We start from the raw sequence: 26,635 nt of genomic DNA on the forward strand, positions 1-26,635 counted from the left end.
GTGCGCGTGGCCGGTCACGACAACATACCAACGCTTGCCGAGCAGGTTTCGCGCGTTCCCACACAGCCCGGATGCTACCTTTGGAAGGATGCCAAGGGCGATGTCATCTACGTGGGCAAGGCGAAAAACCTGCGCGCCCGCATGCGTCAATACGTGACACTGCAGGATGAGCGTCAAAAGATCCCGCTGATGATGCAGCTGGTGGCGAGCTTTGACTACATCGTTGTCGAAACCGAGCATGAGGCGCTTGTACTCGAGCGCAACCTGATCGGCCAGTACCATCCGTACTTTAACGTCGACCTCAAGGATGACAAGAGCTACCCCTTTATCGCCATTACAAAGGGCGACCTGTATCCCGCGATCAAATACACGCGTGAGCGTCATAAGCCGGGAACGCGCTATTTTGGACCCTATACCGATAGCCGTGCGGCACGTGAGACGATAGATACGCTGCGCAAGGTTATCCCCATCTGCTCTGCATCCTGTGCGGAGTGGCGTCGTTGTCGCCGTACCATCGAGTCCCACAAGGGCGAGGAAGACATCGTCAATATGATTTGCGCACAAAACGGGCGTCCCTGCTTTGACTACCATGTCGGGCGCGGCCCGGGTGCGTGTGTCGGCGCGATTTCCCCGGCAGACTATGCCAAGAACGTCAAGCGTGTCGAGCGCTTTTTGTCGGGCCATCGCAAGGATGTCGTCGATGAGCTGACCTCCGAGATGACGGATGCCGCCGAGGCGCTCGACTTTGAGCGCGCGGCACGCGTCAAACGTCGTTTGGAGGTCATCAGGGGTCTGGACGATCGTCAGCAAGTCGTTTTTCCCTCCAGTGTCGATATCGATGTCATCGGGTTCTATCGCGAGGAGACCATCTCCGCCGCTTGCGTCTTCGTCGTTCGCGAGGGCCGAACAGTTCGCACCTGCGAGTTCATTCTCGACAAGGGTCTTGATGTTGACGAGGAAGAGCTCCAGTCGGGCTTTCTTAAGCGCTATTACGACGAGACGGCTGATATTCCAGCTGAGGTCAACCTTTCCGTCGAGCTTGAGGATGCGGAGGCGCTGGGGGAGTGGCTTGCGGGCAAGCGTGAGCGTTCCTGCCATCTCCATAGGCCGCAGCGTGGCGAAAAGCACCGTCTGCTCGATATGGCATCCAAAAATGCGCGCCATGCCCTCATGCGCTACATGATGCGAACGGGGTACGCTGACGACCGCACCAATCAAGCGCTCCTGGAGCTCGAAAGTGCGTTGGCGCTGCCATCGCCGCCGTTGCGTATCGAGTGCTTCGATATCTCTACACTGCATGGCACCTTTACGGTCGCCTCGATGGTGGTGTTTACCAACGGGCGCGCCGACAAGAGCCAGTACCGTCGTTTTAAAATTCAGGCCGAATTGGACGAGGCAAACGACTTCGTGTCGATGTCCGAGGTTTTGGGACGACGCTATGCTCCCGAGCGCATGGCCGACGAGCGCTTTGGCTCGCGCCCCGATTTGCTCGTTGTCGATGGCGGTAAGCCGCAATTGACCGCTGCGATCAAGCAACTTGAGGCTCTTGGGCTCGATATACCAGTTTGTGGCTTGGCGAAGGCCGACGAGGAAGTTTTTGTGCCTTGGGACGAGACTCCTGTCGTGCTGCCGACCGGGTCTGCTTCGCTCTATCTAATTAAACAGGTACGCGATGAGTCCCACCGATTTGCCATCACGTTCCACCGTGAGTTGCGCGATAAAGCCATGACGGTTTCGGTACTCGATGACGTTCCAGGCGTGGGACCCACCAGAAAACGTGCCCTTATGCGCCATTTTGGCTCGATGAAGCGTTTGCGCGCGGCGAGCGAGCAAGAGATCGCGGAAGTTCGCGGCATACCTGCCGATGTTGCCAAGGCGGTCCACGAGGCGCTCGTTGCATGGAATGCCGAGCGCGCCGAGGCGGCGGCTGGCCATTCCGATAGCTAAACACGAGCCTAAACAACTGATATACATGATTGCGCGATTTTCAACCATTTATTTCGCCATGATTGCCTGCTGGTTTCGGGTTTTATTAACGCTAAAACGTTTGACTAACCCAAGCGAAAACCCTGCTATCCTGCGGGTTGACGAAGACTGATATCTCACCTCGCCGATACATACTGTCTGGCGAATCATTTGTCAATGAATTCGGTGAACGGTAGTAAATACCGTTCAAGCGTATGTATGTATCGGTCGCCGAGCGCGGCACCTCAGTTGGGTTCGTCGGTAGGTAAGGTATATATCGTCCGCAAGTTGCGCGGGGGCACGTCTAGGTGCTCCCGAGTAAGATTCTCTATTGATAGGAGAAGACATGGCCATCATCAACAAGGGTATGTCCAGGCGTTCGTTCCTCGGCCTCACCGGCAGCGTCGCTGCTGTCGCCGGCCTTGGTCTCACTGGCTGCGGTGGCAGCTCTAGCGACGAGGGTTCCGCTTCCGGCTCCACCGATTCCGCCAACCGTGGCGGCGGCGTGATCACCGCTGGTTCCGCTTACGCTCCGTCCAGCTTCGATCCCGCCAGCACCGGCTCCGCTGTGGGCCTGGGTGCTAACTGGCACGTCGTCGAGGGCCTCTACGGCATCGATTACCACGACTACAGCACCTTCAACGAGCTCGCCACCGACGATCCCAAGTCTGTGGACGACACCACTTTCGAGGTCACCATCCGCAAGGGCGCCAAGTTCTCCGATGGCACCGAGGTCACCGCTGACGATGTCGTTGCCTCCTACACCGCTTGCGCCGCTTCCGCTACCTATGCTCCGTTCTTCCAGCCCTTCGAGTCCATCGAGGCCAAGGACGCCAGCACCGTGACGGTCAAGACTAAGGTCCCCAACTTCTCCCTGCTCAAGGATCGTCTGGCCATCGTCCGCGTTACCCCGGCCACCCAGACCGAGGAGGATCGCGCCAAGCAGCCGATCGGTTCCGGCCCCTGGATGTACGACTCTATCTCCGATACCGAGATCACCTTGGTTCCCAACCCCGAGTACAACGGTGAGTATGCTGCCGAGGATAAGAAGATCCAGTACAGCATCCTGACCGACCCCACCGCTCGCGTTACCGCTCAGCAGGAGGGCTCCACGCTCGTTATGGAGCTCGTTACCGCTGACGCCGTCGACCAGCTCGAGAGCGCCGGCTGCAAGATCGATAACGTTCAGGGTTTCGGCACCCGCTTCATCATGTTCAACGTCGCCAAGGAGCCTTGGAACAACGTCAAGGTCCGTCAGGCTGTCATGTATGCGCTCGACACCGAGAAGATGGTCAGCAACACCTTCGCCGGCCTTGCCACCGCTGCCAGCTGCTACCTGCCCAAGAGCTTCACCAACTATCATGAGGCTTCCACGGTGTACAAGACCGACGCCAAGAAGGCTAAGAAGCTCATCGAGGAGTCTGGTATCACCCCGGGTGCCATCACCCTGCGCACCACCGACAACGAGCAGATTAAGGGCATGGCCGCCCAGGTCAAGAACGACCTCGATGCTCTCGGCTTCGATGTGACCATCCAGACCGATACCTCGCCGGCTACCTACGCTGCCATCGACGGCGGCGAGGCCTACGATATCCTTCTTGCCCCTGGCGATCCTTCCTGCTTCGGCGCCGACCCCGACCTGCTGCTCAACTGGTGGTACGGCGACAACGTCTGGATGCAGACCCGTTGCCCGTGGAAGGAGTCCGCTGAGTGGCAGAAGCTCCACGGTCTCATGGACGAGGCTCTTGCCGCTGAGGGCGACGAGCAGCAGAAGAAGTGGAACGAGTGCTTCGACATCATTGCCGACAACGCCGTTCTGTACCCTGTTGTTCACGTCAAGACCGTCTCCGCTTTCTGGGACGATCCGTCTACTGCGCCCAACGGCGAGGCCCTCGATGGCTTCAAGGGCATCGGCACGACGAGCATGTCCTTCAGGGGCGTTGCGACCGTCAAGGCGTAAGACTCGCTTGAGTCTGTATGCAGGATGTCGGCCGTTGGGACCGTATCCTCATAGTTGAAACAAAGACCCGGGCGGCAACGATGTCGCTCGGGTCTTGTAATGAGTATCCGTACTCATATACCAGTTGGTCCTACCGACAAAAGAAAGGGGAGAGAACGTGAACAACTTGCTACGTTTGATTGGAAGGCGTCTTGTGGCGCTGCCGATCATGGCATTGGGCGTCACCGTCCTGGTGTTCTTCCTTATGTCGTTCTCCAAGACCGACCCCGCCTACACGGCGTTGGGTGACGGTGCCTCGCCCGAGGCGGTTGCCGAGTACCATGAGAAGTATGGTCTGGACGACCCCTGGCCCGTGCGCTACGTGCGCTATATGGGCGATCTGATCCATGGCGACATGGGCACCTATGGTGCTGCTCGCAACTCCGTTGCCAAGCGCATCTCCACGGCCCTGCCCGTCACGATGCAGCTGACCTTTATCGGTCTTGCTATCGGTGCGGTCGTTTCGTTTTTGCTCGGCGTCATCGCGGCACTGTATCGCGACAAATGGCCGGACCAAGTGATCCGCGTCTTTTCCATCGCCGGCTTGGCAACCCCGTCGTTCTGGCTTGCCGTTCTGTTGATCCTGCTGTTCTCTTCCTATCTTAAGGTGCTCCCGGCATCGGGTGCTCTGCCTCACTTCACCACGAATCCGGTTGGCTATCTGGGACGTATGATCATGCCCGCTATCGCCTTGGCATTTCCGCTGACGGGCCAGATGACTCGTATCGTGCGTACCGCCATGGTCGAGGAGCTCGACAAGGATTATGTCCGTATGGCTCGCGGCGCCGGCGTTCCCGAGAAGGTCGTCGTCGGCATCAACGTTCTTCGCAATGCGCTGATCACCCCGGTCACCACCCTCGGTCTTAAGATCGGTTACCTCATGGGCGGCGCCGTCGTCATCGAGGTTATCTTCAACCTCCCCGGCATGGGCACCGCGATTCTGCAGGGCGTTCAGGGCAACGAGGCGAACCTGGTTCAGGGCGTCGTCATCGTCGTTGCTCTTGCCTTCATCATCATCAACATCGTGGTTGACATGCTCTACCTGCTCATCAACCCGCGCATCAGGACGGTGTAGATTATGGTAAAGATTCGAGAGAAGCAAACCGAGCAGCTCGAGAAGGCTGCCTCCAAGGGGCTCAAGCTCGGTGGCTGGAAGAAGATGACGCTGTCTTCTAAGATTGCCGCCGTCGTGCTGGTGCTGGTCGCCCTGACTGCGATTCTGGCGCCCCTTCTTGCCCCCTATAGCCCGGTCGAGATCTTTACGGCTCGCCAGGCTCCCGGCAACGGATTTATCTTCGGTACCGACGATAAGGGTCGCGACATTCTGTCGCGTATGCTCTACGGTGGTCGTTACTCGCTGATTATCGGCTTTGGCGCCACTGCCATGGCTCTGGTCTGCGGCTCGGTCGTGGGCGCCCTTGCAGCGGTTTCGCGCAAGGCCGTCTCCGAGACGATCATGCGTATCTTGGACATCATCATGTCCATCCCGGGCATCGCCCTCGCGGCCGTCTTCGTCTCCATCCTGGGCAACTCCGTGCCGTCGATCATCTTCGCCATCGGCTTTATGTACACTCCGCAGATTGCCCGTATCGTGCGCGCCAATATCGTGTCCGAGTACGGCGAGGACTATGTCCGCGCGGTCATCGTTTCCGGCGCCAAGGCTCCGTGGATTTTGATCAAGCATGTTCTGCGTAACTGCATCGCTCCGATCATGGTCTTCACCGTTACCCTGGTCGCCGACGCCATCATCTTCGAGGCCTCGCTGACCTTCATCGGCGCTGGTATCCAGGAGCCCACCGCTACCTGGGGCAACATCCTCGCCGACGCCCGCGGCGGCGTGCTCGCCGGTCGTTGGTGGCAGGCGCTGTTCCCGGGCCTGGCCATCATGATCACCTGCCTGGCGCTCAACATCCTCTCCGAGGGCATTACCGACGCCATGGCCGCTGCTCCCTCCGCCGCCCTGGATCCTACCGATTCCTCCAAGCGTCGCGAGGCCGATCTGCTGGTCTCCGACCCCGTTCGCGCCTACAAGGAGCAGGCCCAGTCCCTCTCCGCTCGCCTTGGCGCCCTGCGCGATGTCGAGCTCAAGCGTGACGATCGCCACGTGCCCGACGAGTCCGTTGAGCCGATTCTCTCGGTCCGTGACTTCTGCATTCAGTTTGAGCATCACGGTGATATCAACGTTGTCGACCATGTCAACTTTGACGTCCGTCCTGGTCAGACCATGGGCCTGGTGGGCGAGTCCGGTTGCGGTAAGTCCATCACCACGCTGGCCATCATGGGCCTGACCGATGAGGACGAGCACCTTTCCGGCGAGGTCCTCTGGGAGGGCCGTGACCTGCTCAAGATGAGCAAGAAGGAGTGGTTCGGCCTGCGTGGTACCGATATCGCTATGGTCTATCAGGATGCCCTGTCCTCGCTCAACCCCTCCATGCTCATCTCTGCCCAGATGAAGCAGCTCACCAAGCGCGGCGGAACCCGCAGCGCCGAGGAGCTCCTGGAGCTCGTCGGCCTCGATCCCAAGCGCACGCTCGAGAGCTATCCACACGAGCTTTCCGGCGGCCAGCGTCAGCGTGTCCTGATCGCTATGGCCCTTACCCGCGACCCCAAGCTGGTCATCTGCGACGAGCCCACGACCGCTCTGGACGTTACCGTCCAGAAGCAGGTCATCAAGCTGCTCAACGATCTTCAGGCCAAGCTCGGCTTTGCCATGATCTTCGTTTCGCATGACCTGGCTCTGGTCGCCGAGGTCGCCCATAACATCACGGTTATGTACGCTGGCCAGGTTATCGAGCAGGCGCCCACCAAGGAGCTGCTCACTAACCCGATCCACGAGTACACCCGCGGTCTTCTGGGTTCCGTTCTGTCCATCGAGAGCGGTTCGGGCCGCCTGCACCAGGTGCCCGGCGCCGTTCCGAGCCCGCGCGATTTCCCCAAGGGCGATCGCTTCGCGCCCCGCTCGAGCCACCCGCGTATTGGCCTGGACACCCGTCCGGTCTTCAAGCGCGTGCCCGGCACCGAGCACTTCTATTCCGAGCTCCCCGACGAGGTGCTCAAGGCAAATGGTTTGACCCCTCACGCGGAGGTGATGTAGATGAGCGAGACCGCAGTAAACGGCGTCGAGCCGATCATCTTCCTTGATGACGTCCACGTCACCTTTAGGACCCGTACCGGCTCGATTCTGCACCCCAACCTGGTTCACGCCGTCCAGGGTGTAACGATTAAGCTCATGCCCGGTCAGACGATTGGCATCGTCGGCGAGTCCGGTTGCGGTAAGTCCACCACCGCTAACGTCATGTGCGGCCTGCAGGCCCCCACGAGCGGCAAGGTCTACTTTAAGGGCAAGGACGTTACCAAACGTACCGCCGAGGACCGTCGCCACATGGGTCGCGTCATCTCGGTCGTGTTCCAGAACCCGGCCACGGCGCTCAACCCCCGCATGGTCGTTCGCGAGCAGCTGCTCGACCCCATGCGCGTCCACAACCTGGGTACCGAGGCCGAGCAGGAGAAGCGCGTCAAGGAACTCTTGGAGCTCACCGGTCTGCCCAGCTCCGCTGCCGAGGTTCTTCCCGGCCAGCTTTCGGGCGGCCAGCGTCAGCGCGTCGCAATTGCCCGTGCTCTGTCGCTGAACCCCGATGCCATCATCGCCGACGAGCCCACCTCGGCTCTGGACGTTTCGGTCCGCGCGCAGATTCTGAACCTGCTGACCGACCTTAAGAAGGAGCTCGGCCTGGCCATGGTGTTCATCAGCCATGACATCCAGACGGTCCGCTATATCTCTGACGACATCATCGTTATGAATGGCGGCAAGATCGTCGAGCAGGGCGAGGCCAAGCAGGTCTTCCAGCACCCCCAGGACCCCTACACCAAGATGCTGCTCGGCGCTGCGCCGTCGCTGCTGCATCCCAAGCTCGGCGAGTAGCCTCGCTTTCCCTCCCGTGCGCCCGGCCCCCTTGCCGGGCGCACCTCCGTTGCGATTTCGAAAGGTTGGGTTCACGAGCCATGCCAAGTGCTCAGGAGCTACAACATCAATTTGGTGAATATCGAGGCGCCATGCCCCGTCCATCAGATTTCGATCTCTTTTGGAAGGATCGCATGGCCGAGGCCGACGCTGTCGGGCTTGACTACGCGATCGAGACGGCATCGGTCACCGATGCCGCGACCTGCCAGCTTTTCGACCTCTGGTATACCGGTATGTGTGGCGCTCGCCTGCATGCCAAGTACCTTAAACCCGTCTCGGACGAGCCCGTGCCATTGGTACTTCAGTTCCATGGGTATCCGGGTGCAAGCCGCAGCTGGTTTGAGCAGGCGTCGTTTGCGGGCATGGGCATGGCACTCATCGCCCTCGACTGCCCCGGCCAAGGAGGTCCCTCCGAGGACATTGGTGGATTTGAGGGCACAACGGTTGCCGGGCATATCGTCGCCGGTATCGACGGCGACCCGGCCAACCTCTACTATGTCCGCTTGCACCAAGATATTCGCATCCTGTGCCGTATCGTTCGCGAGCTCGAGGGCATCGATCTTGCCCGTGTGTTTGTGAACGGCGCGTCGCAGGGCGGCGGTTTGGGCATTGCGACCTGTGCACTTAACAGCGAGCTTATCAATCGCGCCGCCATCCTCTATCCCTTCCTGTCAGATTTCCGCCTGGTCTGGGATTTGGATGCCGACGACATTGCCTACGAGGGCCTGCGCTATTGGTCTCGCTGGTTTGACGAGGACTCGACTCGTATTGACGAAGCCTATGCCAAGCTGGCGTACTTCGATTCCAAGAACTTTGCCCCTATGGTCAAATGCCCCGTGCTGTTTGGCACCGGCACAGCCGATATCGTCTGTCCGCCAGCGACGCAGTTTGCGGTCTATAACAATCTGACCTGCGAAAAGCGTCATGAGTTCTTTGAAGGCTTTGGCCACGAGGAGATTCAGGATTTTGACGATCTGATCATTCCGTTTTTCTGCAAGGGAGGGGAGACTCATGTCTAAGTGCGAGAGCAATGTTGACGAGCTGATTGTCCCCGGACTCGTGGGAATTCCTGGAACGGTTTCGTCAAGGCTCGCAGAATATCGGGACTGGCGCGGTGATGTCCAAGCAGATGTTTCTGATTTAGAGACATGCGCTTCGAATCTTAAGATTAAAGGCCTGGCCATTACGGCGATTGACTTTGTTAACCCCTGCGCCCGTTACTCGGAGGTGTCCTTTGAGCGCGGTGACGATGCGATTCACGCTCGTTTGATCGAGCCTGTCGGTCGTGCCCGAGTATCTGAGCGCGTGCCGTTGTGCCTGATGTTCCACGACATCGATCGGCCTGTGCGCGGCTGGCATCACATGACGAGATTTGCCGCCATGGGGTATGCCGTCCTCGCGCTGGATGACGATGTTGCTGGTGCGGACGACCTGCAGCGGGAGATTTCTTCGCCCGCTTTTGTCGAGCGCGTCCGTTGGGGTTGCGCGCTGGCGAAGGTGGCGCGCAATCTTGATGGCATGGACCCCGACCGCATCTTTGCATGGGGCGAGGGTCTTGGCGGCGGAGTCGCGCTGGCGGTTTCTGCTCTGGACGAGCGGGGCCTCGCCTGCACGGCGGTTGCCAATCCGCTTCCTGGCGGCCTCGAGGCGCTGTCGTCTCGGGTGCGCGGATCGGTGCTCATGGGCACATCGCTTATGGATACCGTGAGCGATCCCAAGGATCAGTTTGCCGTATTCAACGGTCTTGAGTGTGACCGGAGGCATATCATCTATGCAAAATACGCTCACGAGCGCATTAATGCGTTCGAAAACGAAGTCGTCGACTTTTTTAACCAAACGTTCTACTCGTGTTCTTTGGCCTAGACGGCCTGGACACTGCCAACAAGAGTGGGTGGCATAGGGTCGCCCGCCAGACAGCTAAGGAGATTCTTGTGGCAACTCAGAAATTCACCGGCGTTATCCCTCCCGTCGTTGTTCCCGATACCGAAGATCACCAGCTCGACGTTGCCTCCTTTGAGCGCAGCATCAACCGCATGATCGACGCCGGCGTCGATGGCCTGTTCTTCTTGGGATCCTCGGGCGAGGTCGTCTTCTCCACCGACGAGCGCCGTCGCCAGATTATCGCCGAGGCCGTTCGTATCGTCGACCACCGTGTGCCTGTTCTGGTCGGCATCATCGATACCGAGACCGAGCGCATGATCGAGCACGGCAAGGTCGCCCAGGAGCTGGGCGCCGATGCTCTCGTCGCCACCTGCCCGTTCTATGCCCTGCAGGGCATGACCGAGGTCGAGGAGCACTTCCGCATCCTGCACGAGGAGCTCGACCTGCCCATCTTTGCCTATGACATTCCCGTCTGCGTTCACACCAAGCTCCCCTGGAAGCTCCTTGCCAAGCTCGGCGCCGAGGGCGTTCTGGCCGGCGTCAAGGATTCCTCGGGTGATGACATCTCGTTCCGCTACCTCGTTCAGGAGAACGAAAAGAACGGCCATCCGATGAGCATTCTCACCGGCCACGAGGTTGTTGTCGACGGCGCCTACCTCGGTGGCGCCGACGGTTCCGTCCCGGGTCTCGCCAACGTTGAGCCCGAGGGCTACGTGCGTCAGTGGAAGGCCGCTCAGGCTGGTGACTGGGCTACCGTCAAGGCCGAGCAGGATCGCCTCAATGAGATTTCGCACATCTGGGATGTCACCTCGGGCGTCCAGGGCTATGCCGGTGGCGTCGGCGCCTTCAAGACCGCTATGAACCTCATGGGTATCTTCGACAGCCCGACCATGCCGCGCCCGGTGAAGGCCATGACCGGCGAGAACGTCGAGGCGATTAAGAAGGTCCTCCAGGACAACGGTCTCCTGTAAAGCTTCCCCGGGCACCCGACCTCGCCGTTCAACCGTGCGGCCATGACCCATTAGATCAATGGTCACACGGTTTCTTGGCGATCTCGGGCACCTGGAAAACCTTTTCCGCGCTGTGACGGCTAGCCTGACGGCGCATTTCCTGTAGTTGTTTTTTATCTCCTAAGGAGAGCGACATGGAGAACAAGTACGTCTGCTCTGTCGATATCGGCGGAACTAAGATCGCGACTGCCATCATGGAGTACCCGGCTGACGGTAGTGTGCCCCATCCTGTTTTTGAGGCCGAGGTTCCCACCGAGGCCCAAGAGGGCGGCGAGGCCGTCTTCCAACGTATCGAGGCGTCCATCAAGGCTGCTCTCGAGGCGAATCCCGATGTCGAGGTCCTTGGCGTCGGTATCGGTGCCGCCGGCGTCGTCGATCCCAAGACGGGCGCCATCGCGTATGCCAACGAGATCATGCCCGGCTGGTCCGGTGTTCAGTTGGGGCCGCGCCTGCGCGAGGACCTCGGTCTTCCCGTTGCCGTTGTAGGCGACGTGCAGGCTCATGCTCTGGGCGAGGCCCACTGGGGCGTCGGCAAGGGCAAGTTCTCCGTCTTGTGTCTTGGCATCGGTACGGGCATCGGTGGCGCATATGTCGAGAACGGCCGCGTGATGCAGGGTTTCCATGGTGCTGCTGGCCATATGGGCCACATCGAGTGCTCGGCTGCCGCCGGTATTCCCTGCGCCTGCGGGCGTTCCGGCCATCTGGAGTCGGTTGCTTCGGGCACTTCCATTGGTCGTATGTACGATGAGCGCTTTGGTCGCGTCGACCCCAGCCGTCCTTCGGTCGGTCGCGATGTGAACGACCTGTGCCGTGCGGGCGACGCAAAGGCGACCGAGGTCATCCATGACGCCGGCTTTGCGCTGGGTGCCAGCTTGGGCTCGCTCGCTAACATCCTGGACCCTGAGGTCATCGTGCTTTCGGGTGGCGTGATTCACCAAGGTCCCGATTGGCGTTCACAGACGTGGAAGGATTCGGTACACGAGGGCTATGCCAGCCAGGCGCTCGATCCGCTTCAGGACACGCCGATCCTCATCGGTTCTCTGGAGGGCGATGCTCCGCTCATCGGTGCCGCTGAGCATCTTCTTGCCTCGTTGAAGTAAACGTATCTTCTGTAGGAGCCTCCCGAGACAACACGCCTCGGGAGGCTGTTCTGAGAAAGGTTACAGCCTTATGACCGTCGATCCTTTGATTCAATCCCTGAAGGGCAAGCTCGTCGTGAGCGTTCAGGCGTATATGGGCGAGCCGCTTCGTACGCCTGAGACCATGGCTCAAATGTCTCGCGCTTGCGAGCTCGGCGGCGCCGCCGCCATTCGCTGCCAGGGCCTTGCCGACATTGCCGCCATTAAGGGTCGCTGTGAGGTTCCTGTTATCGGCCTGTGGAAGGATGGGCACGAGGGCGTTTACATCACGCCGACGCTGCGCCACGCTCGCGCCTGCGTTGCTGCGGGTGCCGATATCGTGGCGATCGACGCCACCGATCGTCCGCGTCCCGATGGCAAGACCGTCGAAGATACTTTCCGTCCGCTGCACGAGGAGGGCGTGCTCCTGATGGCCGACTGTGCCACCATCGAGGATATTCGTCGTGCTGTCGACATGGGCTTCGACCTGGTGTCCACCACGCTGTCTCATGGTGTTGCCGCCATCGACTGCACCATGGCCGATGGCCCCGATCTGCCGCTCCTGCGTCAGGCGACCGAGGAATTCCCCGGCCTTCCCATCATTTGCGAGGGTCGCGTGCATACGCCCGAGGAGGCTCGCGCCGCGATCGATGCTGGCGCCTGGGCCGTTGTCGTCGGCACCGCCATCACGCACCCCACGAGTATTACGAGTTGGTTCAAGGCTGCGCTTGAGGCGTAAGACAGGCCTCGTATCCGCTCGGGGCGGTATACTCAATATAGGCAATTGACCGCGCGGGATCCGGGTTGCTGGGTCCCGCGCTTGTTTTCGGGAGGCAACACATGCAAAAGGGAGATGCCATGGATGCGGCGGAGCGCTCGGAGCGCATCCCCGATATCGTCATCATCACCGGAATGTCCGGATCAGGCCGCACACAGGCCATGCACGTGTTCGAGGACATGGGCTATTTTTGCATCGATAACCTGCCTCCGCGTCTCATCGCCCAGCTTGCCGAGCTCGTCGGCATCAATACGGGCGTGGGCAGGCATCTCGCCGTCACCTGCGATTTGCGTAGCCAGGGACTGTTTGACGAGTTGCTCGATGCGGTCGCCGCTCTCGAAGAGCGCGAGATGAGCTGCGACATCGTGTTCCTGGAGGCTTCTGACGAGGTGCTGATTCGTCGCTACAGCGAAAATCGCCGCCGTCATCCCATTGCCAAGCCGGGGGAGACTACGGCCGATGCCATTCAGCGCGAGCGCCTTCAGCTGCAGGGCGTGCGCGACCGAGCCGATATGATTATCGACACGAGCCGTCTGCGCACCTCTGCGCTGCGCAACAAGCTGCGTATGGCATTTTCCGAGCTGTCCGACCAGCAGCTTATGGATGTCCACGTGTTCTCGTTTGGCTTTAAGCACGGCATGCCCGTCGAAGCGGATATTATGATCGACGTCCGCTTCCTGCCCAATCCGTTCTACGATCCCGAGATGCGCACGATGACCGGTCTCGATAAAAAGGTCTCCGATTTTGTTCTGGACCATCCCAAGACGCAGGAGTTTTGGAAGGCTTGGACACAGCTGCTCGATACGGTCATGCCCGGTTATATCGCGGAGGGTAAGCCGCAGCTTTCTATCGCCATCGGCTGCACGGGCGGCCAGCACCGCAGCGTTGCCATTGCCGAGGCCACGGCCCGTTACCTGGAAGGCGCTCAGTATCATGTGAGCATCTCCCACCGCGACCTGTCGCGCGCCAACACGAAGGCATAGGCCTGCATGTCGTTTACCGCTGAGGTGCGCGACGAGCTTGCGCGCTGCGAACCCGAATGTGAATACTGCGACTTGTCGACGCTTGCCGCCCTCACGCGCGTGAGCGGTACGCTCTCGCTTACCGGCTCTGGGCGGTATCGTTTGACGGTTGCGACTGAGACGGGAGCCGTCGCGCGCACGATGATCACGCTGACGCATCGTATCCTTAAGCTCAAAACGGAGTTCACCGTCCGTAAATCTGTATTGCATAAGGTTCGAAACTACCTCATCACCTTGCCTGATCAGCCAGACCTGGATAAGGCCTTGGTTCTGCTGGGTATCCTCGAACGTAGGGGAGGACTTGTCGCCGGCGTACCCCGACATATCGTTGCCCGTCCTTGCTGTAGACTTGCCTATATCCGCGGCGCGCTCATCGCGGGCGGCTTCGTGGCCGATCCACGCGGCGATTTTCATTTGGAGATTGCTGTGCAGGGCGAGCAATATGCCAAGGGGCTTTGCGATCTGTTGGAGCAGATTGGGGTCCATGCTCGTGTTAATGCACGGCGGGGGTCATATGCCGTGTACATTAAGAGCGCCGAGGAAATCGAGCATCTATTAAAGCTGATTGGCGCCAAGCGCAGCGTTGCCGAGATTGAGGAGGCGCGCGCGGTCAAGTTGGTTAAGAACGATGTGAACCGTCGCGTGAACGCCGAGCTCGCCAACCAGACCAGAAGCGCCGGTGCCGCCCAACATCAGCTTGCGCTTATCGATGAGCTCGAGCAGCGTGGCCTTCGTGATGCGCTTCCGGATGCCTTGGCGGTCTTTTGCGACCTGCGCGAGCGCTATCCCGATCTGTCGCTGCGTGATTTGGGGGAGATGGCTGACCCTCCCTTGTCGAAGTCAGCCCTCTACCATCGTGTTTTACGGCTTGAAAAGCTCATTGAAGCAAACAGGTAGTTTGAAGTAACGACTTATATATGGATTTAGCTGCTATTTTAGTATTTAAAACGTTTTAACTTAAATTTGATTTTCAATTTCGAGCATTCTCGTGAAATTCAAGTCAAAAAAAAGGTATATTAGGCGAGTGGTTAGTTTGTGGGCCTCAACGGCGGGCGCTGTAGCTCGCGGGGGCCTTACGAAAGGAGACACAATGGCAGTAAAGGTTGCTATTAACGGCTTCGGTCGCATCGGTCGTCTGGCTTTCCGTCAGATGTTCGGTCATGAGGGCTCCGAGATCGTCGCTATCAACGACCTCACCTCTCCCGATATGCTCGCTTACCTGCTGAAGTACGACTCCACGCAGGGCAACTACGCTCGCGATCACGAGGTCGTTGCTGGCGAGGATTCCATCACCGTTGACGGCAAGGAGATCAAGATCTACAAGGAGGCCGACGCTAACAACCTGCCTTGGGGCGACCTTGACGTCGACGTCGTTCTCGAGTGCACCGGCTTCTACACCAGCAAGGCTAAGGCTCAGGCCCACATCAACGCTGGCGCCAAGAAGGTCGTCATCTCCGCTCCGGCCGGCAGCGATCTGCCCACCATCGTGTACAACGTCAACCATGAGACGCTGACCGCTGAGGACAACATCATCTCCGCTGCTTCCTGCACCACCAACTGCCTCGCCCCGATGGCCAAGGGTCTGAACGACTTCGCTCCCATCGTGTCCGGCATCATGACCACCATCCACGCCTTCACCGGCGACCAGATGCCGCTCGACGGCCCGCAGCGCAAGGGCAACTTCCGTCGCTCCCGCGCCTGCTCCGAGAACATCGTCCCGAACACCACGGGCGCTGCCAAGGCCATCGGCCTGGTTCTCCCCGAGCTCAACGGCAAGCTCATCGGTGCCGCCCAGCGCGTCCCGACGCCGACCGGCTCGCTGACCAACCTCTACGCCGTCGTTGACAAGAAGGTCACCGTCGACGAGGTCAACGCTGCCATGAAGGCCTACGCCGAGACCATCCCCGAGACCTTCGCCTACAACGAGGACCAGATCGTCTCCCGCGACATCGTCGGCGAGACCCACGGCTCCATCTTCGACGCCACTCAGACCATGTGCTCTGACCTCGGCAACGGCCAGACCCTCGTTCAGGTCACCTCTTGGTACGACAACGAGAACTCCTACACCTCTCAGATGGTCCGCACCATCAAGTACTTCGAGAAGTTCGTTGCTTAATTTAGCTTTTAGCGAATAGCTCGTTGAGCGTCTAAAGAAGGGCGCGGCCTTATAGGGCTTACACCCTAGGGTCGCGCCCTTTTTATAAGAAATCGTCTGCCGTAATGGGAGGCAGACACGTACGAAAGGTAGAAGCAAACATGGCCTTTACCAAGAAGACCGTCCGCGACATCGATGTCGACGGAAAGCGCGTTCTCGTCCGCGTTGACTTTAACGTGCCTATCAAGGATGGCGTCGTTGGCGACACCACCCGTATCAAGGCTGCCCTGCCCACCATCAACTACCTCGTTGAGCACAACGCTCGCGTCATCCTCATGAGCCACCTCGGCCGTCCCGAGGGCACCGGCTTCCAGCCCGAGCTGTCCCTCGAGCCCGTCGCCAAGAAGCTCGCTGAGCTCTCTGGTCTCGACGTTGCCTTTGTCGCTGACACCTACGGCGAGAAGGCTGCTGAGGCTGTCGCCGCCGTCGAGCCGGGTAAGGTCCTCGTTCTCGAGAACGTCCGTTTTGACAAGCGTGAGAAGAAGAACGATCCCGAGATCGCCAAGAAGCTCGCTTCCTATGGTGACGTCTTCGTTCTCGATGCCTTCGGCACCGCTCACCGCGCCCAGGGTTCCGTCGTGGGCCCCGCCGCTTACCTGCCTGCCGTCGCCGGCTTCTTGCTCGAGAAGGAGGTCGACACGCTGACCGGCATCTTCGCCGAGCCCGAGCGCCCCTTCGTCGCCATCGTCGGCGGTTCCAAGGTTTCCTCCAAGATCGGCGTTCTCGATCACCTCATCGACTCCGCTGACACCCTGATCATCGGTGGCGGCATGGCCTACACCTTCTTCCTGGCTCAGGGCCTGTCCGTTGGTCAGTCCCTCAAGGAAGAGGACTGGGTCGAGCGCGCCGGCGAGATGCTCAAGAAGGCCGAGGAGAAGGGTGTCAAGATCCTACTCCCCATCGACAACCGTGTTGCCGATCACTTTGGCGAGGACGCTGTCCCCGAGGTTGTTGCTTCCGACGCTATCCCCGACGATCGTGAGGGTATGGACATCGGTCCCAAGACCGAGGAGCTCTATGCCGAGGCTGTCAAGGGCGCCAAGACCGTGTTCTGGAACGGCCCCATGGGCGTCTTCGAGTTTGACAACTTTGCTCACGGCACCCAGGCTATCGCCGAGGCTCTCGCCGAGGCTGACTGCACCTCGATCATCGGCGGTGGTGACTCTGTCGCAGCTGTCAACAAGTTCAACCTGGCCGACAAGATGAGCTGGATCTCCACCGGTGGTGGCGCTTCCATGGAGCTCGTCGAGGGTAAGGCCCTGCCCGGAGTGGAGGCGCTTCTCGATGCCTAATCGCACCCTTCTTATCGCTGGTAACTGGAAGATGAACAACGACGTCGCCGAGGCCGCCAAGCTCGCCGACGAGCTGGCTCAGGCTCTGCCCGAGGTTCCGGCTGGCGTCGAGGTGCTCGTCTGCCCTCCGACCATCGACATCACCACGGTTCATGACCGCATTCAGGCTGCCCCCATCGCCCTCGGTGCACAGAACGTGTACTGGGAGGCCAAGGGTGCCTTCACGGGTGAGTCCTCTTGCGACATGCTCAAGTCCGCTGGCTGCACCTACTGCATCATCGGTCACTCCGAGCGTCGCGACTACTTCCACGAGACCGACGAGGACCAGAACAAGAAGGCCAAGGCTCTCGTTGCCGCCGGCCTTGTTCCCGTCTTCTGCTGCGGCGAGTCCCTTGAGGTCCGCGAGGCCGGCACCTATGTCGAGCACGTCGTGAACCAGGTCAAGGCTGGCCTTGCTGGTCTTGAGATCACCTGCCCCAAGCAGGTCGTCGTCGCCTATGAGCCCATCTGGGCCATCGGCACCGGCAAGACCGCTACCGCCGAGGATGCTCAGGAGGTCTGCAGCGCTATCCGTGAGACCCTCAAGGAGATGTTCGGCGAGGAGCTCGCCAACGGCATCCGCGTTCTCTACGGTGGTTCCGCCAAGCCCGGTAACATCGCCGAGCTCGTCGCCAAGCCCGACGTTGACGGCGCCCTCGTGGGCGGCGCTTCGCTCAAGGCTGCCGACTTCGCCTCTATGGTCGTCAAGGCAGGCGAGTAGGACATATGGCACAACGTCATCTTCCTGCACTCCTGATTATCATGGACGGCTGCGGCCTGGCTCCGGCTGATGGCGAGAACGCCGTCGCCGCTGCCAAGACGCCCTTCCTTGATGGCCTGTACGAGAAGTATCCTCACACCACGCTCGGTGCTTCGGGCGAGGACGTGGGCCTTCCCGACGGCCAGATGGGCAACTCCGAGGTGGGTCACCTCAACATCGGTGCCGGTCGCATCGTGTTCCAGGAGCTTTCGCGCATCAACAATGCCATCAAGGACGGCTCCATCGCCAAGAACGAGGTTTTCGTCAAGGCCATGGACGATGTCAAGGCTGACGGCAAGACTCTCCACCTCATGGGCCTTATGAGCCCTGGCGGCGTTCACTCCCACATGAACCACGTCGAGGCTCTGGTCAAGATGGCTGCCGAGCACGGTGTCAAGACCGTTCGCGTCCACGCCTTCATGGATGGCCGCGACGTTGACCCGCAGTCCGGTGCCGGCTACATGAGTGAGTTCTGCGCCTTCCTGGCTAAGATCTCCGAGGAGACCGGTTGCGACGCTCGCGTTGCCACCGTCTCGGGCCGTTATTGGGCCATGGACCGCGATAATCGTTGGGAGCGCATCCAGCGCGCCTACGACGTCATGGTCAACGCGTCCGATGCTGATACCGACCCCGTTGCCGGTATCAAGGCCTACTACGAGAAGGACCCGCGCGGCGACGAGTTCGTCGAGCCCTTCGCTGCCCACAACGAGGGCATTCACGAGGGCGACGCGGCCATCTTCTTCAACTTCCGTCCCGACCGCGCTCGTCAGATGACCCGCGTGTTCACGGACAAGGAGTTCGACGGCTTTGAGCGCGAGCAGATCAAGCTTTCGCACTTTGTGACGATGACCGAGTACGATCCGACGTTTGACGTCGAGGTCGCCTTCCCCAAGACGTTCCCCGAGAACGTCCTGGCCGACGTTATCGCCGCCAACGGCCTGAAGCAGCTGCACACCGCCGAGACCGAGAAGTACGCCCACGTGACGTTCTTCCTCAACGGCGGCATCGAGGAGCCCAAGGAGGGCGAGGAGCGCGTGCTCGTCGCTTCCCCCAAGGTCTCTACCTACGATCTGCAGCCTGAGATGAGCGCTCCCGAGGTTACCGAGAAGCTCGTCGCTGCCATCAACGAGGATCGCGCTGATTTCTACATCGTGAACTTCGCAAACTGCGACATGGTTGGTCACACCGGTGTCTTCGACGCCGCCGTTAAGGCCGTCGAGGCTGTTGACGATGCCCTGTCCAAGGTTGTCCCGGCGATTCTCGCCAAGGGCGGCTTTGCGCTGATTACCGCCGACCACGGCAACGCCGATCACATGTTTGACGTTGCTTCTGACGGTTCCAAGCATCCGTTCACGGCTCACACCACCAACCGTGTGCCGTTCATCATCGTTGATGAGAAGGCGCAGCTCACCGGTATCGAGGACGGTCGTCTTTCCGATATCGCTCCGACCATGCTCACCATGGCTGGTATTGAGCCTTCCGCCGAGATGACGGGTCGCGTGCTCGCCACCGAGGCCTAAGAGAAAACTCCAAGCGTTTTCTTGCAGGGGGTTGCCCATATTCGGGCAACCCCCTTTTTGGTATTTCTGCCATTTCCGCACCGTCCCCGAGTGGCAGGTAGGGGAGAGCGGGGGATTGTGGTACAGTACTGGAGTTTGAATTGTTCTATTAAGGAGCTTATCTATGGGTCCGTTCCAGATTCTTCTGTTTGTCGTTTGGGCTGTTTCTGCCGTGGCGCTGACGATTCTCGTCCTGATGCATTCCGGTAAGGGTACCGGCGTTTCGGATATGATCGCTAGCTCGCTGTATAACTCCAGCTCTGCCACAGGTGTTATGGAGCAGAACCTCGACCGCCTGACCGTCATCATGGGTGTCGTGTTTGCCGTGTGCGTCGTGCTGTGCATGTTCTTCTTCCCGCAGGGCATCGTGGGCTACTAATCACGAGCCGCATAAGTACTTGTAAAGGGTTCCGCAAGTGCGGGACCCTTTTTTGTTTACATATTCGTAACAGAGTCAAAAATATCACCACATACTGCGCCCAACTAAAGAAATTCTTGACCGTTAACCGGAATTAGCCCCAAATCGTGCATAATATGCGCTACTGTATTGCAAAACGTTGGCCTGTTGTGCATAACCAGCCATAGCAGCGGGCAGCGTTTTGATGGTTCGGATCGGATTGTCTCGACATGTGTCCGACTGAACATTTCTTTGTCCTATCTCATAAGGAGGATGGCATGGCTGATTCTATGTTCCACCAGCCCGTTATGGGTCGTCGCGCCTTTGTTGGCGGCACCCTTGCTGCGAGCTCCATGGCTTTTCTTGCCGCATGTGGCAAGAAGGGCGGCGACGCTTCCGGTTCTGAGTCCGGTTCGACGCTGAACTTCTACATCAACAACCCGGTCTGCATCGACCCCTACAACGTCCAGGAGGACCAGGGTACTCAGGTCGAGTATCAGCTCTTTGACGCTCTGACCTCTTACGACGCCGAGAAGGGCGAGATCGTTCCGCTGGCTTGCGAGTCCTTTGAGTCCAACGACGACGCCACCGAGTTTACCTTCAAGATCAAGAAGGCCAAGTTCCACAACGGTGACGACGTTACCTCTAAGTCCTTCAAGCTCGGTTGGGAGCGTCTGGTCAACACCAAGTCGGCCATCGCTACCGAGTATGGCCCTTCCGAGGTCTCCTATCACCTTTCCATGGTCGAGGGCTATGACGATCTGCTTGCCGGTAACGCCACCGAGCTCAGCGGTGTTACGTGCCCTGACGATGAGACCCTCGTCGTCAAGCTGTCTTCCGCTTACGCCGACTTCCCCTTCGTCGCCTCTCACCCGGCTCTGGCCCCGGTTCCCGAGTGCGCCGAGTCCGATGTCAAGAGCTTCTACCTTGCCCCGGTCGGTAACGGCCCGTTCATGATGGACGGCAAGTGGGAGGATGGCCAGGAGATCAACGTCAAGAAGTTCGACGATTACTATGGCGACAAGGCCAAGATCGATGGCATCCACTTCCAGGTCATCAAGGACATGGAGACCGCTTACAAGGAGTTCCAGGCCGGTAACCTCGATGTCTGCGACGTTCCCGTCGCTCAGATCGATGCCGCCAAGAAGGATCGCGGCGTGTCCAAGGACGGCTACACCATGGGTGACGGCGAGCGCATGCTGCTCGGCGCCGAGCCTTCCACCTACTACCTGACCTGCAACAACACGGCCGAGCCGTTCAACAACGCTGACCTGCGTAGGGGTATCTCCCTGGCCATTAACCGTGAGGCCATCTGCAAGACCATCTACAAGGGTACCCGTACCCCCGCCGACGGCATTGTTCCTCCGGGCATCGATGGCTACAAGGAGGGCGCATGGGAGTTCTGCGCCTACGACGTCGACAAGGCTAACGAGTACCTCGACAAGGTTGCTCCTGCCGGTGCCAACGGTGACCGTGGCATTAGTGTGACCCTTTCCTACAACCAGGACGGTGGCCACAAGGAGATCATGGAGTCCATCATCGGCGACCTCGCCAAGGTTGGCGTTACCGCTGTCTCCGATACCCCCGAGTGGTCTGCCCTGCTCGAGCAGTATCAGAACTTCAACTATCAGTTCGGTCGTCTGGGCTGGATTGCCGACTACCCGATCATGGACAACTTCCTGTATCCGCTGTTCCACTCCGACTCCCTCGGTGGCGACAACCGCTCTGGTTACAACAACCCCGAGTTCGACGCCAAGGTCGACGAGGCTCGCACTACGGTTGACGACAAGGAGCGCGTCGCTAAGATGCAGGAGGCCGATGCAATGGTCGCTGCCGACTGCCCGGTCATCCCGGTGATGTTCTACACGCACACCATCGCCGGCTCCGATCGCATCAAGCACCTCTATGTCGATCCGCAGAAGCACGCCGATCTGGGTACCGCTGAGCTCGCTTAAGAGTTTGCAGCTTCCGTGAGGGTCAAGTATTTACGTAGACCTCATGGGAAACATACAGTTCTCCCTAACCTGGGGTAAACTGGCTGATGGTAATTTTGGGATGCCGGTCTGGCGATCGGCATCCCATTTAGGTTAATCCCTAGATAGGGGAGTGGTATGGGTAAGTACATCGTTAAACGTGTGCTTCAGTTCATCCCGGTGTTTTTGGGCGTTACGCTGATTCTGTTCGCCCTCCAGAATATCGTGCCGGGAGATCCGATCAAGCTGATCGGTGGAGACAAGGCTCTGTCCCCCGAGGTGGAGCTTCAGCTTCGTGTTCGCTATCACCTGGTCCAGACGGACGAGGACGGCAACGCGATCCTTGACGAGAACGGCGACCCCGTTCAAACGTCGCTCGTGGACCGTTACTTGTATTACATGAACGGCCTGCTTCATGGCGATCTGGGCAATTCGTATCAGCGCAAGCTGCCGGTTACGGAAATTTTTGCCCAGAAGTATCCGTATACGGTCAAACTTGCCGCGTGCGCCATCGTGCTCGAGGCAATCATGGGTATCGGTGCGGGTATCATTTCGGCGGTAAAGCGTTATTCCTTCTGGGATATTTTGGTAACGCTCACCACGTCGATCCTCGTTGCGGTCCCGGCCTTCTGGCTCGGTATGTTGCTGCAGCTGTTCTTTGGCGTCATCCTCAAGGACGCTACGGGCGGTGCAATCTCCATGCCGATCTCGGGTGCCGGCGGTTCCAGCTCTCAGTATCAGGATTGGATGCACTATGTGCTTCCGACCATTACGCTGGCTTCGGTTTCGACCGCTTATGCCGCCCGCATTATGCGCTCGCAGCTGCTTGACGTCATGAACCAGGATTACATCCGTACGGCAAAGGCCAAGGGTCTCTCCAATCGCGCGATCATCGTCAAGCATGCGCTTAAGAATGCACTCATCCCCGTCGTTACCTATATTGGTGTCGACTTTGGTGGCATGCTTTCGGGCGCCATCCTGACCGAGACGGTTTTTAACTGGCCCGGTATCGGCTATGAGGTCTATCGCGCCATTAGCATGCGTGACTGGCCCATCGTTATGGGCGGCGTTACGCTCATCGTCGTCGTCGTCATGGTGATTAACCTGCTCGTCGACATTAGCTATGCATTCCTCGACCCGCGCATCCGCCTTGGCGGTCCGTCGGATAAGGCCTAAGGGAGGTACGTCTCATGCAGGAAACTGATTCTCAGTCTCAGGAGCAGGCTACCGCCACCAAGGCCGCATCTGCTCCCGCCAAGTCCCGCACGCTGTGGGGTGACGCTTTTAAGCGTCTTCGCAAGAACAAGCTCGCCGTTATCGGTGTCTGCTGGATCATCATCGTCGTTTTGGTTGCCCTGACCGCCGATCTGTGGGCTAAGCCCTGGCTCGGTTCGCCGACGGCTTCCGACTCGACCACCATGGCCGAGACGTCGCTGTTGGCTCCGTGTGCAGAGCACCCGTTTGGCACCGACGCCCTTGGTCGCGATATTCTCGTCCGCGTTATCTACGGTGCACGCGTTTCGCTTTCCGTCGGCATCATGGCCACTGCCATCTCCACGGTGATCGGTCTGGTCATGGGCGCCCTCGCCGGTTTCTATGGCGGCATTTGGGATACGATCATCATGCGCTGCGCGGATATCTTCCTGGCGTTTCCGTACGTGCTGTTCGTTGTCGCTATGATCGCCGTTATCGGCCGTGGCCTCCAGAACGTCTTTTTCGCTATCGGTATTCTTGGCTGGCCTTCGATTGCGCGCGTCTTTCGATCTGCGATCCTAACGGTCAAAGAGAACGACTATGTTGATGCCGCTCGCGCTATGGGTGCATCCGATGCCCGTATCGTTATGCGCCACATCTTCCCGAACTCCGTTGCTTCCATCGTGGTCTACGCGACCATGAACATTGGTGGCGCTATTTTGACCGAGTCCGCTCTGTCCTTCCTCGGCATGGGCGTTATCCCGCCTACGCCTTCGTGGGGTTCCATGATTCAGGACGGCCAGCAGTATCTTCTGACCGCCCCCTGGATGATGATCATGCCCGGTCTGGCAATTCTCTCGACGGTGCTCGCCTTCACCCTGCTGGGTGACGGTCTGCGCGACGCCCTCGACGTCAAGATGAAGGACGCATAAGGATGAAGAAGAACAAGAACTATGTGGACCTGAAGGACCAGCCGGTTCCCGAGGGCCAGCATCTGCTCGAGGTCGATGACCTTAAGATGTATTTCCATACCGAGGATGGTGTCGTTCGCGCTGTCGACGGTGTGTCCTACACGCTCGATCGCGGCGAGACCCTGGGTGTCGTCGGTGAGTCCGGCTCCGGTAAGTCCGTGACCGCCATGACCATCATGGGCCTCATCTCGATGCCTCCGGGAAAGATCGAGGGCGGCGACGTTCGCTATCGCGGTCGTTCTATCCTCGAGATGACCGAGGAAGAGATGCAGCACATTCGCGGAAACGACATCGCGATGATCTTCCAGGATCCTATGACCTCCTTGAACCCGGTCTATAAGATCGGCAAGCAGGTGGGCGAGGGCCTTCGTCTGCACCGTGGCTACTCCAAGCAGGAGGCGCTCAAGCGCGCTACCGAGCTTTTGGACCTCGTGGGTATCCCCGAGCCCGAGAAGCGCGTCAATGAGTATCCGCACCAGTTCTCCGGCGGTATGCGTCAGCGTGTCATGATCGCTATGGCTCTTGCCTGCGATCCCGATATCCTGATTGCCGACGAGCCCACGACGGCTCTGGACGTTACCATTCAGGCTCAGATTATCGAGCTCATGCAGGAAATGCAGGAGAAGAACGGCAACGCCATCATCATGATTACCCATGACCTGGGCGTCGTTGCCGATATGGCCGATAAGATCATGGTTATGTACGCCGGCCGTCCCGTCGAGTTCGGTACTGCTGAGGAAATCTTCTACGAGAGTCGCCACCCCTACACCTGGGGCCTTATCCGCTCCATCCCGGAGCAGGCCATCGAAGAGAAGAAGCCGCTTACGCCGATTCACGGCAACCCGCCTTCGCTCATGAACCTGCCTGAGGGCTGCGTGTTCTCGCCTCGTTGTCCCTATGCGACGGACAAGTGCCGCAAGCAGCGCCCCGAGCGCGTTGTCACCGAGTCTGGTCATTACTCTGCGTGCCACTACTCCGGTGACCCCGAGTTCCTCAAGAACGCTCCTGAGACGTCCCGTACGCGCAAGGATTCCAAGAAGGGAGGCGAGGCGTAATGGCAGATACCAACGAGCGTACTCCGCTGCTGAAGGTCGAGCACCTCTCTAAGGAGTTCCCCGCTGAGTCCGGCATGTTCGCCAAGCGCTTCTCCAAGCGTGTTGTCTCTGCAGTAAATGACATTTCGTTCGAGATTTATCCGGGCGAGACCTTTGGTCTGGTTGGTGAGTCTGGTTGCGGTAAGTCCACGACGGGTCGCACCATCATGCGCCTGACCAAGCCGACCGCCGGTAAGGTGTTCTTCCAGGGTAAAGATGTTGCCGAGATGAGCAAGCATGAGATCAAGGACATGCGTCGCGAGATGCAGTTCATCTTCCAGGATCCCTATGCTTCGCTCAATCCCCGTATGACCATCGGCGAGATCGTCTCCGAGCCCATGACCATTCATGGCGTGGGTACCAAGGAGGAGCGTATCGAGCGCGTCCGCGAGCTGCTGGACGTCGTCGGTCTGAATCCCGAGCACATCAACCGCTATCCGCACGAGTTCTCGGGCGGCCAGCGCCAGCGTGTCGGCATCGCCCGCGCGTTCGCTCTGAAGCCCAAGCTGATTATCTGCGACGAGCCTGTCTCTGCACTTGACGTATCCATTCAGGCCCAGGTTCTGAACCTTCTTAAGGAGCTCCAGGACAAGTTCGGTACCGCGTATCTGTTTATCGCTCACGACCTGTCCGTCGTGCAGCACATTTCCGATCGCGTTGCCGTTATGTATCTGGGTAAGATGGTTGAGGTTTCGGACTGGAAGACGCTCTACAGCGAGCCTCACCATCCGTACACGCAGTCGCTGCTGTCTGCCGTGCCGGTTCCCGATCCTGATATCCAGAAGACCCGCAAGCGCATCATCCTCGCTGGCGATCCGCCGTCGCCGCTGGATCCGCCGACCGGTTGCCGTTTCCACACTCGCTGCCCGATCGCTCAGGGTATCTGCTCTGAGAAGCTTCCCGAGTTTAAGGAAGTTGCACCTGGTCACTGCTGCGCGTGCCACTTCGCGGAGCCGTTCCCGATCAAGGAATCGCACATCGACCTGTAGTAGGTTGTTTGTCCGGGCCCGTGCTGGTGTTACTTTTCAGAACGTCCTCGGACATGTCGGAAGCCCCGCTGCGCGCTACGCGCTGCGGGGCTTCCTCCGTCCTGACGCTCCTATTTGGCAAGGTGTCTTTTAGAATCCATTTTGCGCTCGGCCTCGAAGGCCTGCCTGTCCCAATCGAGCGGAAGTCCGGCCTCGACCCATGCCTCGTAGGCCCTCCTTATGGGCTTGAGCTCCCTTTGGCCCCTCTCCAGCATCGAGATGTACTTCTCGCTGGTGCCCAGTATGGACGCCGCCCTCACCTGGCTGACCCTCGCCGCGCGCCTGGCCGCCACGAGCTCCGAGGCGTCCTCGGGCCTCCTGACCTCGTGCGGGCGCATCAGCGCCCGGTACGCCTCCCTGGCCACGTAGCGCTTGAGGCACCTCATGACCTCCCTGTCGCTCTTTCCCCGCGCCCTGGCCCTCTCGGCGTACTCGGCGG

At 59.5% G+C, this 26,635-nt stretch carries 23 protein-coding genes; 22 read left to right on the plus strand and 1 reads right to left on the minus strand.

Annotated elements, in window-relative coordinates:
• The first annotated feature begins 6 nt into the window (after positions 1–6).
• The 22 genes from uvrC to AB5202_RS07075 all read left to right on the plus strand — a co-directional run bounded on the left by uvrC (position 7) and on the right by AB5202_RS07075 (position 26,157).
• Entirely contained in the window at positions 7–1,947 is a 1,941-nt protein-coding gene (gene uvrC, locus AB5202_RS06970) for an excinuclease ABC subunit UvrC (protein ID WP_324249602.1), read from the plus strand.
• Positions 1,948–2,311: 364 nt separating this feature from the next.
• Positions 2,312–3,925 (plus strand): ABC transporter substrate-binding protein, encoded by a 1,614-nt coding sequence (locus AB5202_RS06975; protein WP_117746690.1) that lies wholly within the window; start codon positions 2,312–2,314, stop codon positions 3,923–3,925.
• 157 nt (positions 3,926–4,082) lie between these two features.
• Positions 4,083–5,039, plus strand: a complete 957-nt coding sequence (locus tag AB5202_RS06980) for an ABC transporter permease (RefSeq protein ID WP_035138896.1) — start codon at positions 4,083–4,085, stop codon at positions 5,037–5,039.
• A 3-nt stretch (positions 5,040–5,042) separates the two neighbouring features.
• Complete coding sequence (locus AB5202_RS06985; protein ID WP_099431432.1) at positions 5,043–7,058, plus strand: dipeptide/oligopeptide/nickel ABC transporter permease/ATP-binding protein; 2,016 nt, start codon at positions 5,043–5,045, stop codon at positions 7,056–7,058.
• Positions 7,059–7,886, plus strand: a complete 828-nt coding sequence (locus tag AB5202_RS06990) for an ABC transporter ATP-binding protein (protein WP_006236159.1) — start codon at positions 7,059–7,061, stop codon at positions 7,884–7,886.
• Between the two features lie 80 nt (positions 7,887–7,966).
• Positions 7,967–8,944: an acetylxylan esterase gene (locus AB5202_RS06995; protein WP_368144036.1), complete on the plus strand. Its 978-nt coding sequence runs from the start codon at positions 7,967–7,969 to the stop codon at positions 8,942–8,944.
• Positions 8,937–9,788, plus strand: a complete 852-nt coding sequence (locus AB5202_RS07000) for an acetylxylan esterase (protein WP_368144035.1) — start codon at positions 8,937–8,939, stop codon at positions 9,786–9,788. Before AB5202_RS06995 ends, AB5202_RS07000 begins: the two co-directional genes overlap by 8 nt.
• Positions 9,789–9,856: 68 nt before the next feature.
• The gene (locus AB5202_RS07005) at positions 9,857–10,777 is read left to right on the plus strand and encodes a dihydrodipicolinate synthase family protein (RefSeq protein ID WP_035138887.1); all 921 of its coding nucleotides are present in this window, start codon (positions 9,857–9,859) and stop codon (positions 10,775–10,777) included.
• Positions 10,778–10,950: 173 nt separating this feature from the next.
• A complete protein-coding gene (locus tag AB5202_RS07010) occupies positions 10,951–11,916 on the plus strand; it encodes an ROK family protein (RefSeq protein ID WP_022094876.1) in 966 nt (321 codons plus the stop codon).
• Positions 11,917–11,986: 70 nt separating this feature from the next.
• Positions 11,987–12,673 (plus strand): N-acetylmannosamine-6-phosphate 2-epimerase, encoded by a 687-nt coding sequence (locus AB5202_RS07015; protein ID WP_022094877.1) that lies wholly within the window; start codon positions 11,987–11,989, stop codon positions 12,671–12,673.
• A 101-nt stretch (positions 12,674–12,774) separates the two neighbouring features.
• Positions 12,775–13,695, plus strand: coding sequence for an RNase adapter RapZ (gene rapZ, locus AB5202_RS07020; protein ID WP_022094878.1), 921 nt, complete (start codon positions 12,775–12,777; stop codon positions 13,693–13,695).
• Positions 13,696–13,701: 6 nt separating this feature from the next.
• A complete protein-coding gene (gene whiA, locus AB5202_RS07025; RefSeq protein ID WP_195503714.1) occupies positions 13,702–14,631 on the plus strand; it encodes a DNA-binding protein WhiA in 930 nt (309 codons plus the stop codon).
• 193 nt (positions 14,632–14,824) lie between these two features.
• The gene (gap, locus tag AB5202_RS07030; protein WP_055286941.1) at positions 14,825–15,850 is read left to right on the plus strand and encodes a type I glyceraldehyde-3-phosphate dehydrogenase; all 1,026 of its coding nucleotides are present in this window, start codon (positions 14,825–14,827) and stop codon (positions 15,848–15,850) included.
• A gap of 140 nt (positions 15,851–15,990) precedes the next feature.
• Positions 15,991–17,181, plus strand: coding sequence for a phosphoglycerate kinase (locus AB5202_RS07035; RefSeq protein ID WP_035138885.1), 1,191 nt, complete (start codon positions 15,991–15,993; stop codon positions 17,179–17,181).
• On the plus strand, positions 17,174–17,941 hold the full coding sequence (gene tpiA / locus AB5202_RS07040; RefSeq protein WP_368144032.1) for a triose-phosphate isomerase: 768 nt from the start codon (positions 17,174–17,176) through the stop codon (positions 17,939–17,941). Before AB5202_RS07035 ends, tpiA begins: the two co-directional genes overlap by 8 nt.
• A gap of 5 nt (positions 17,942–17,946) precedes the next feature.
• The gene (gene gpmI / locus AB5202_RS07045) at positions 17,947–19,500 is read left to right on the plus strand and encodes a 2,3-bisphosphoglycerate-independent phosphoglycerate mutase (protein ID WP_368144030.1); all 1,554 of its coding nucleotides are present in this window, start codon (positions 17,947–17,949) and stop codon (positions 19,498–19,500) included.
• A 163-nt stretch (positions 19,501–19,663) separates the two neighbouring features.
• On the plus strand, positions 19,664–19,918 hold the full coding sequence (gene secG / locus AB5202_RS07050; protein ID WP_368144029.1) for a preprotein translocase subunit SecG: 255 nt from the start codon (positions 19,664–19,666) through the stop codon (positions 19,916–19,918).
• Positions 19,919–20,214: 296 nt separating this feature from the next.
• Positions 20,215–21,891 carry a peptide ABC transporter substrate-binding protein gene (locus tag AB5202_RS07055; RefSeq protein ID WP_368144027.1) on the plus strand — a complete coding sequence of 559 codons (1,677 nt, stop codon included), beginning with the start codon at positions 20,215–20,217 and terminating at the stop codon, positions 21,889–21,891.
• Positions 21,892–22,047: 156 nt separating this feature from the next.
• Positions 22,048–23,085, plus strand: coding sequence for an ABC transporter permease (locus AB5202_RS07060; RefSeq protein WP_117746680.1), 1,038 nt, complete (start codon positions 22,048–22,050; stop codon positions 23,083–23,085).
• Positions 23,086–23,099: 14 nt separating this feature from the next.
• The gene (locus AB5202_RS07065; RefSeq protein ID WP_368144025.1) at positions 23,100–24,035 is read left to right on the plus strand and encodes an ABC transporter permease; all 936 of its coding nucleotides are present in this window, start codon (positions 23,100–23,102) and stop codon (positions 24,033–24,035) included.
• A gap of 2 nt (positions 24,036–24,037) precedes the next feature.
• A complete protein-coding gene (locus tag AB5202_RS07070) occupies positions 24,038–25,129 on the plus strand; it encodes an ABC transporter ATP-binding protein (RefSeq protein WP_022094887.1) in 1,092 nt (363 codons plus the stop codon).
• Positions 25,129–26,157: an ABC transporter ATP-binding protein gene (locus AB5202_RS07075; protein ID WP_022094888.1), complete on the plus strand. Its 1,029-nt coding sequence runs from the start codon at positions 25,129–25,131 to the stop codon at positions 26,155–26,157. Before AB5202_RS07070 ends, AB5202_RS07075 begins: the two co-directional genes overlap by 1 nt.
• 110 nt (positions 26,158–26,267) lie before the next feature.
• Here AB5202_RS07075 and AB5202_RS07080 read toward each other — a convergent pair.
• Positions 26,268–26,635, minus strand: a 368-nt coding sequence (locus AB5202_RS07080) for a hypothetical protein (RefSeq protein ID WP_438265665.1), incomplete at its 5' end; no start/stop codon positions are given.

Source organism: Collinsella aerofaciens, from assembly GCF_040915545.1.
In the GTDB taxonomy this organism is placed as follows: domain Bacteria; phylum Actinomycetota; class Coriobacteriia; order Coriobacteriales; family Coriobacteriaceae; genus Collinsella; species Collinsella aerofaciens_BE.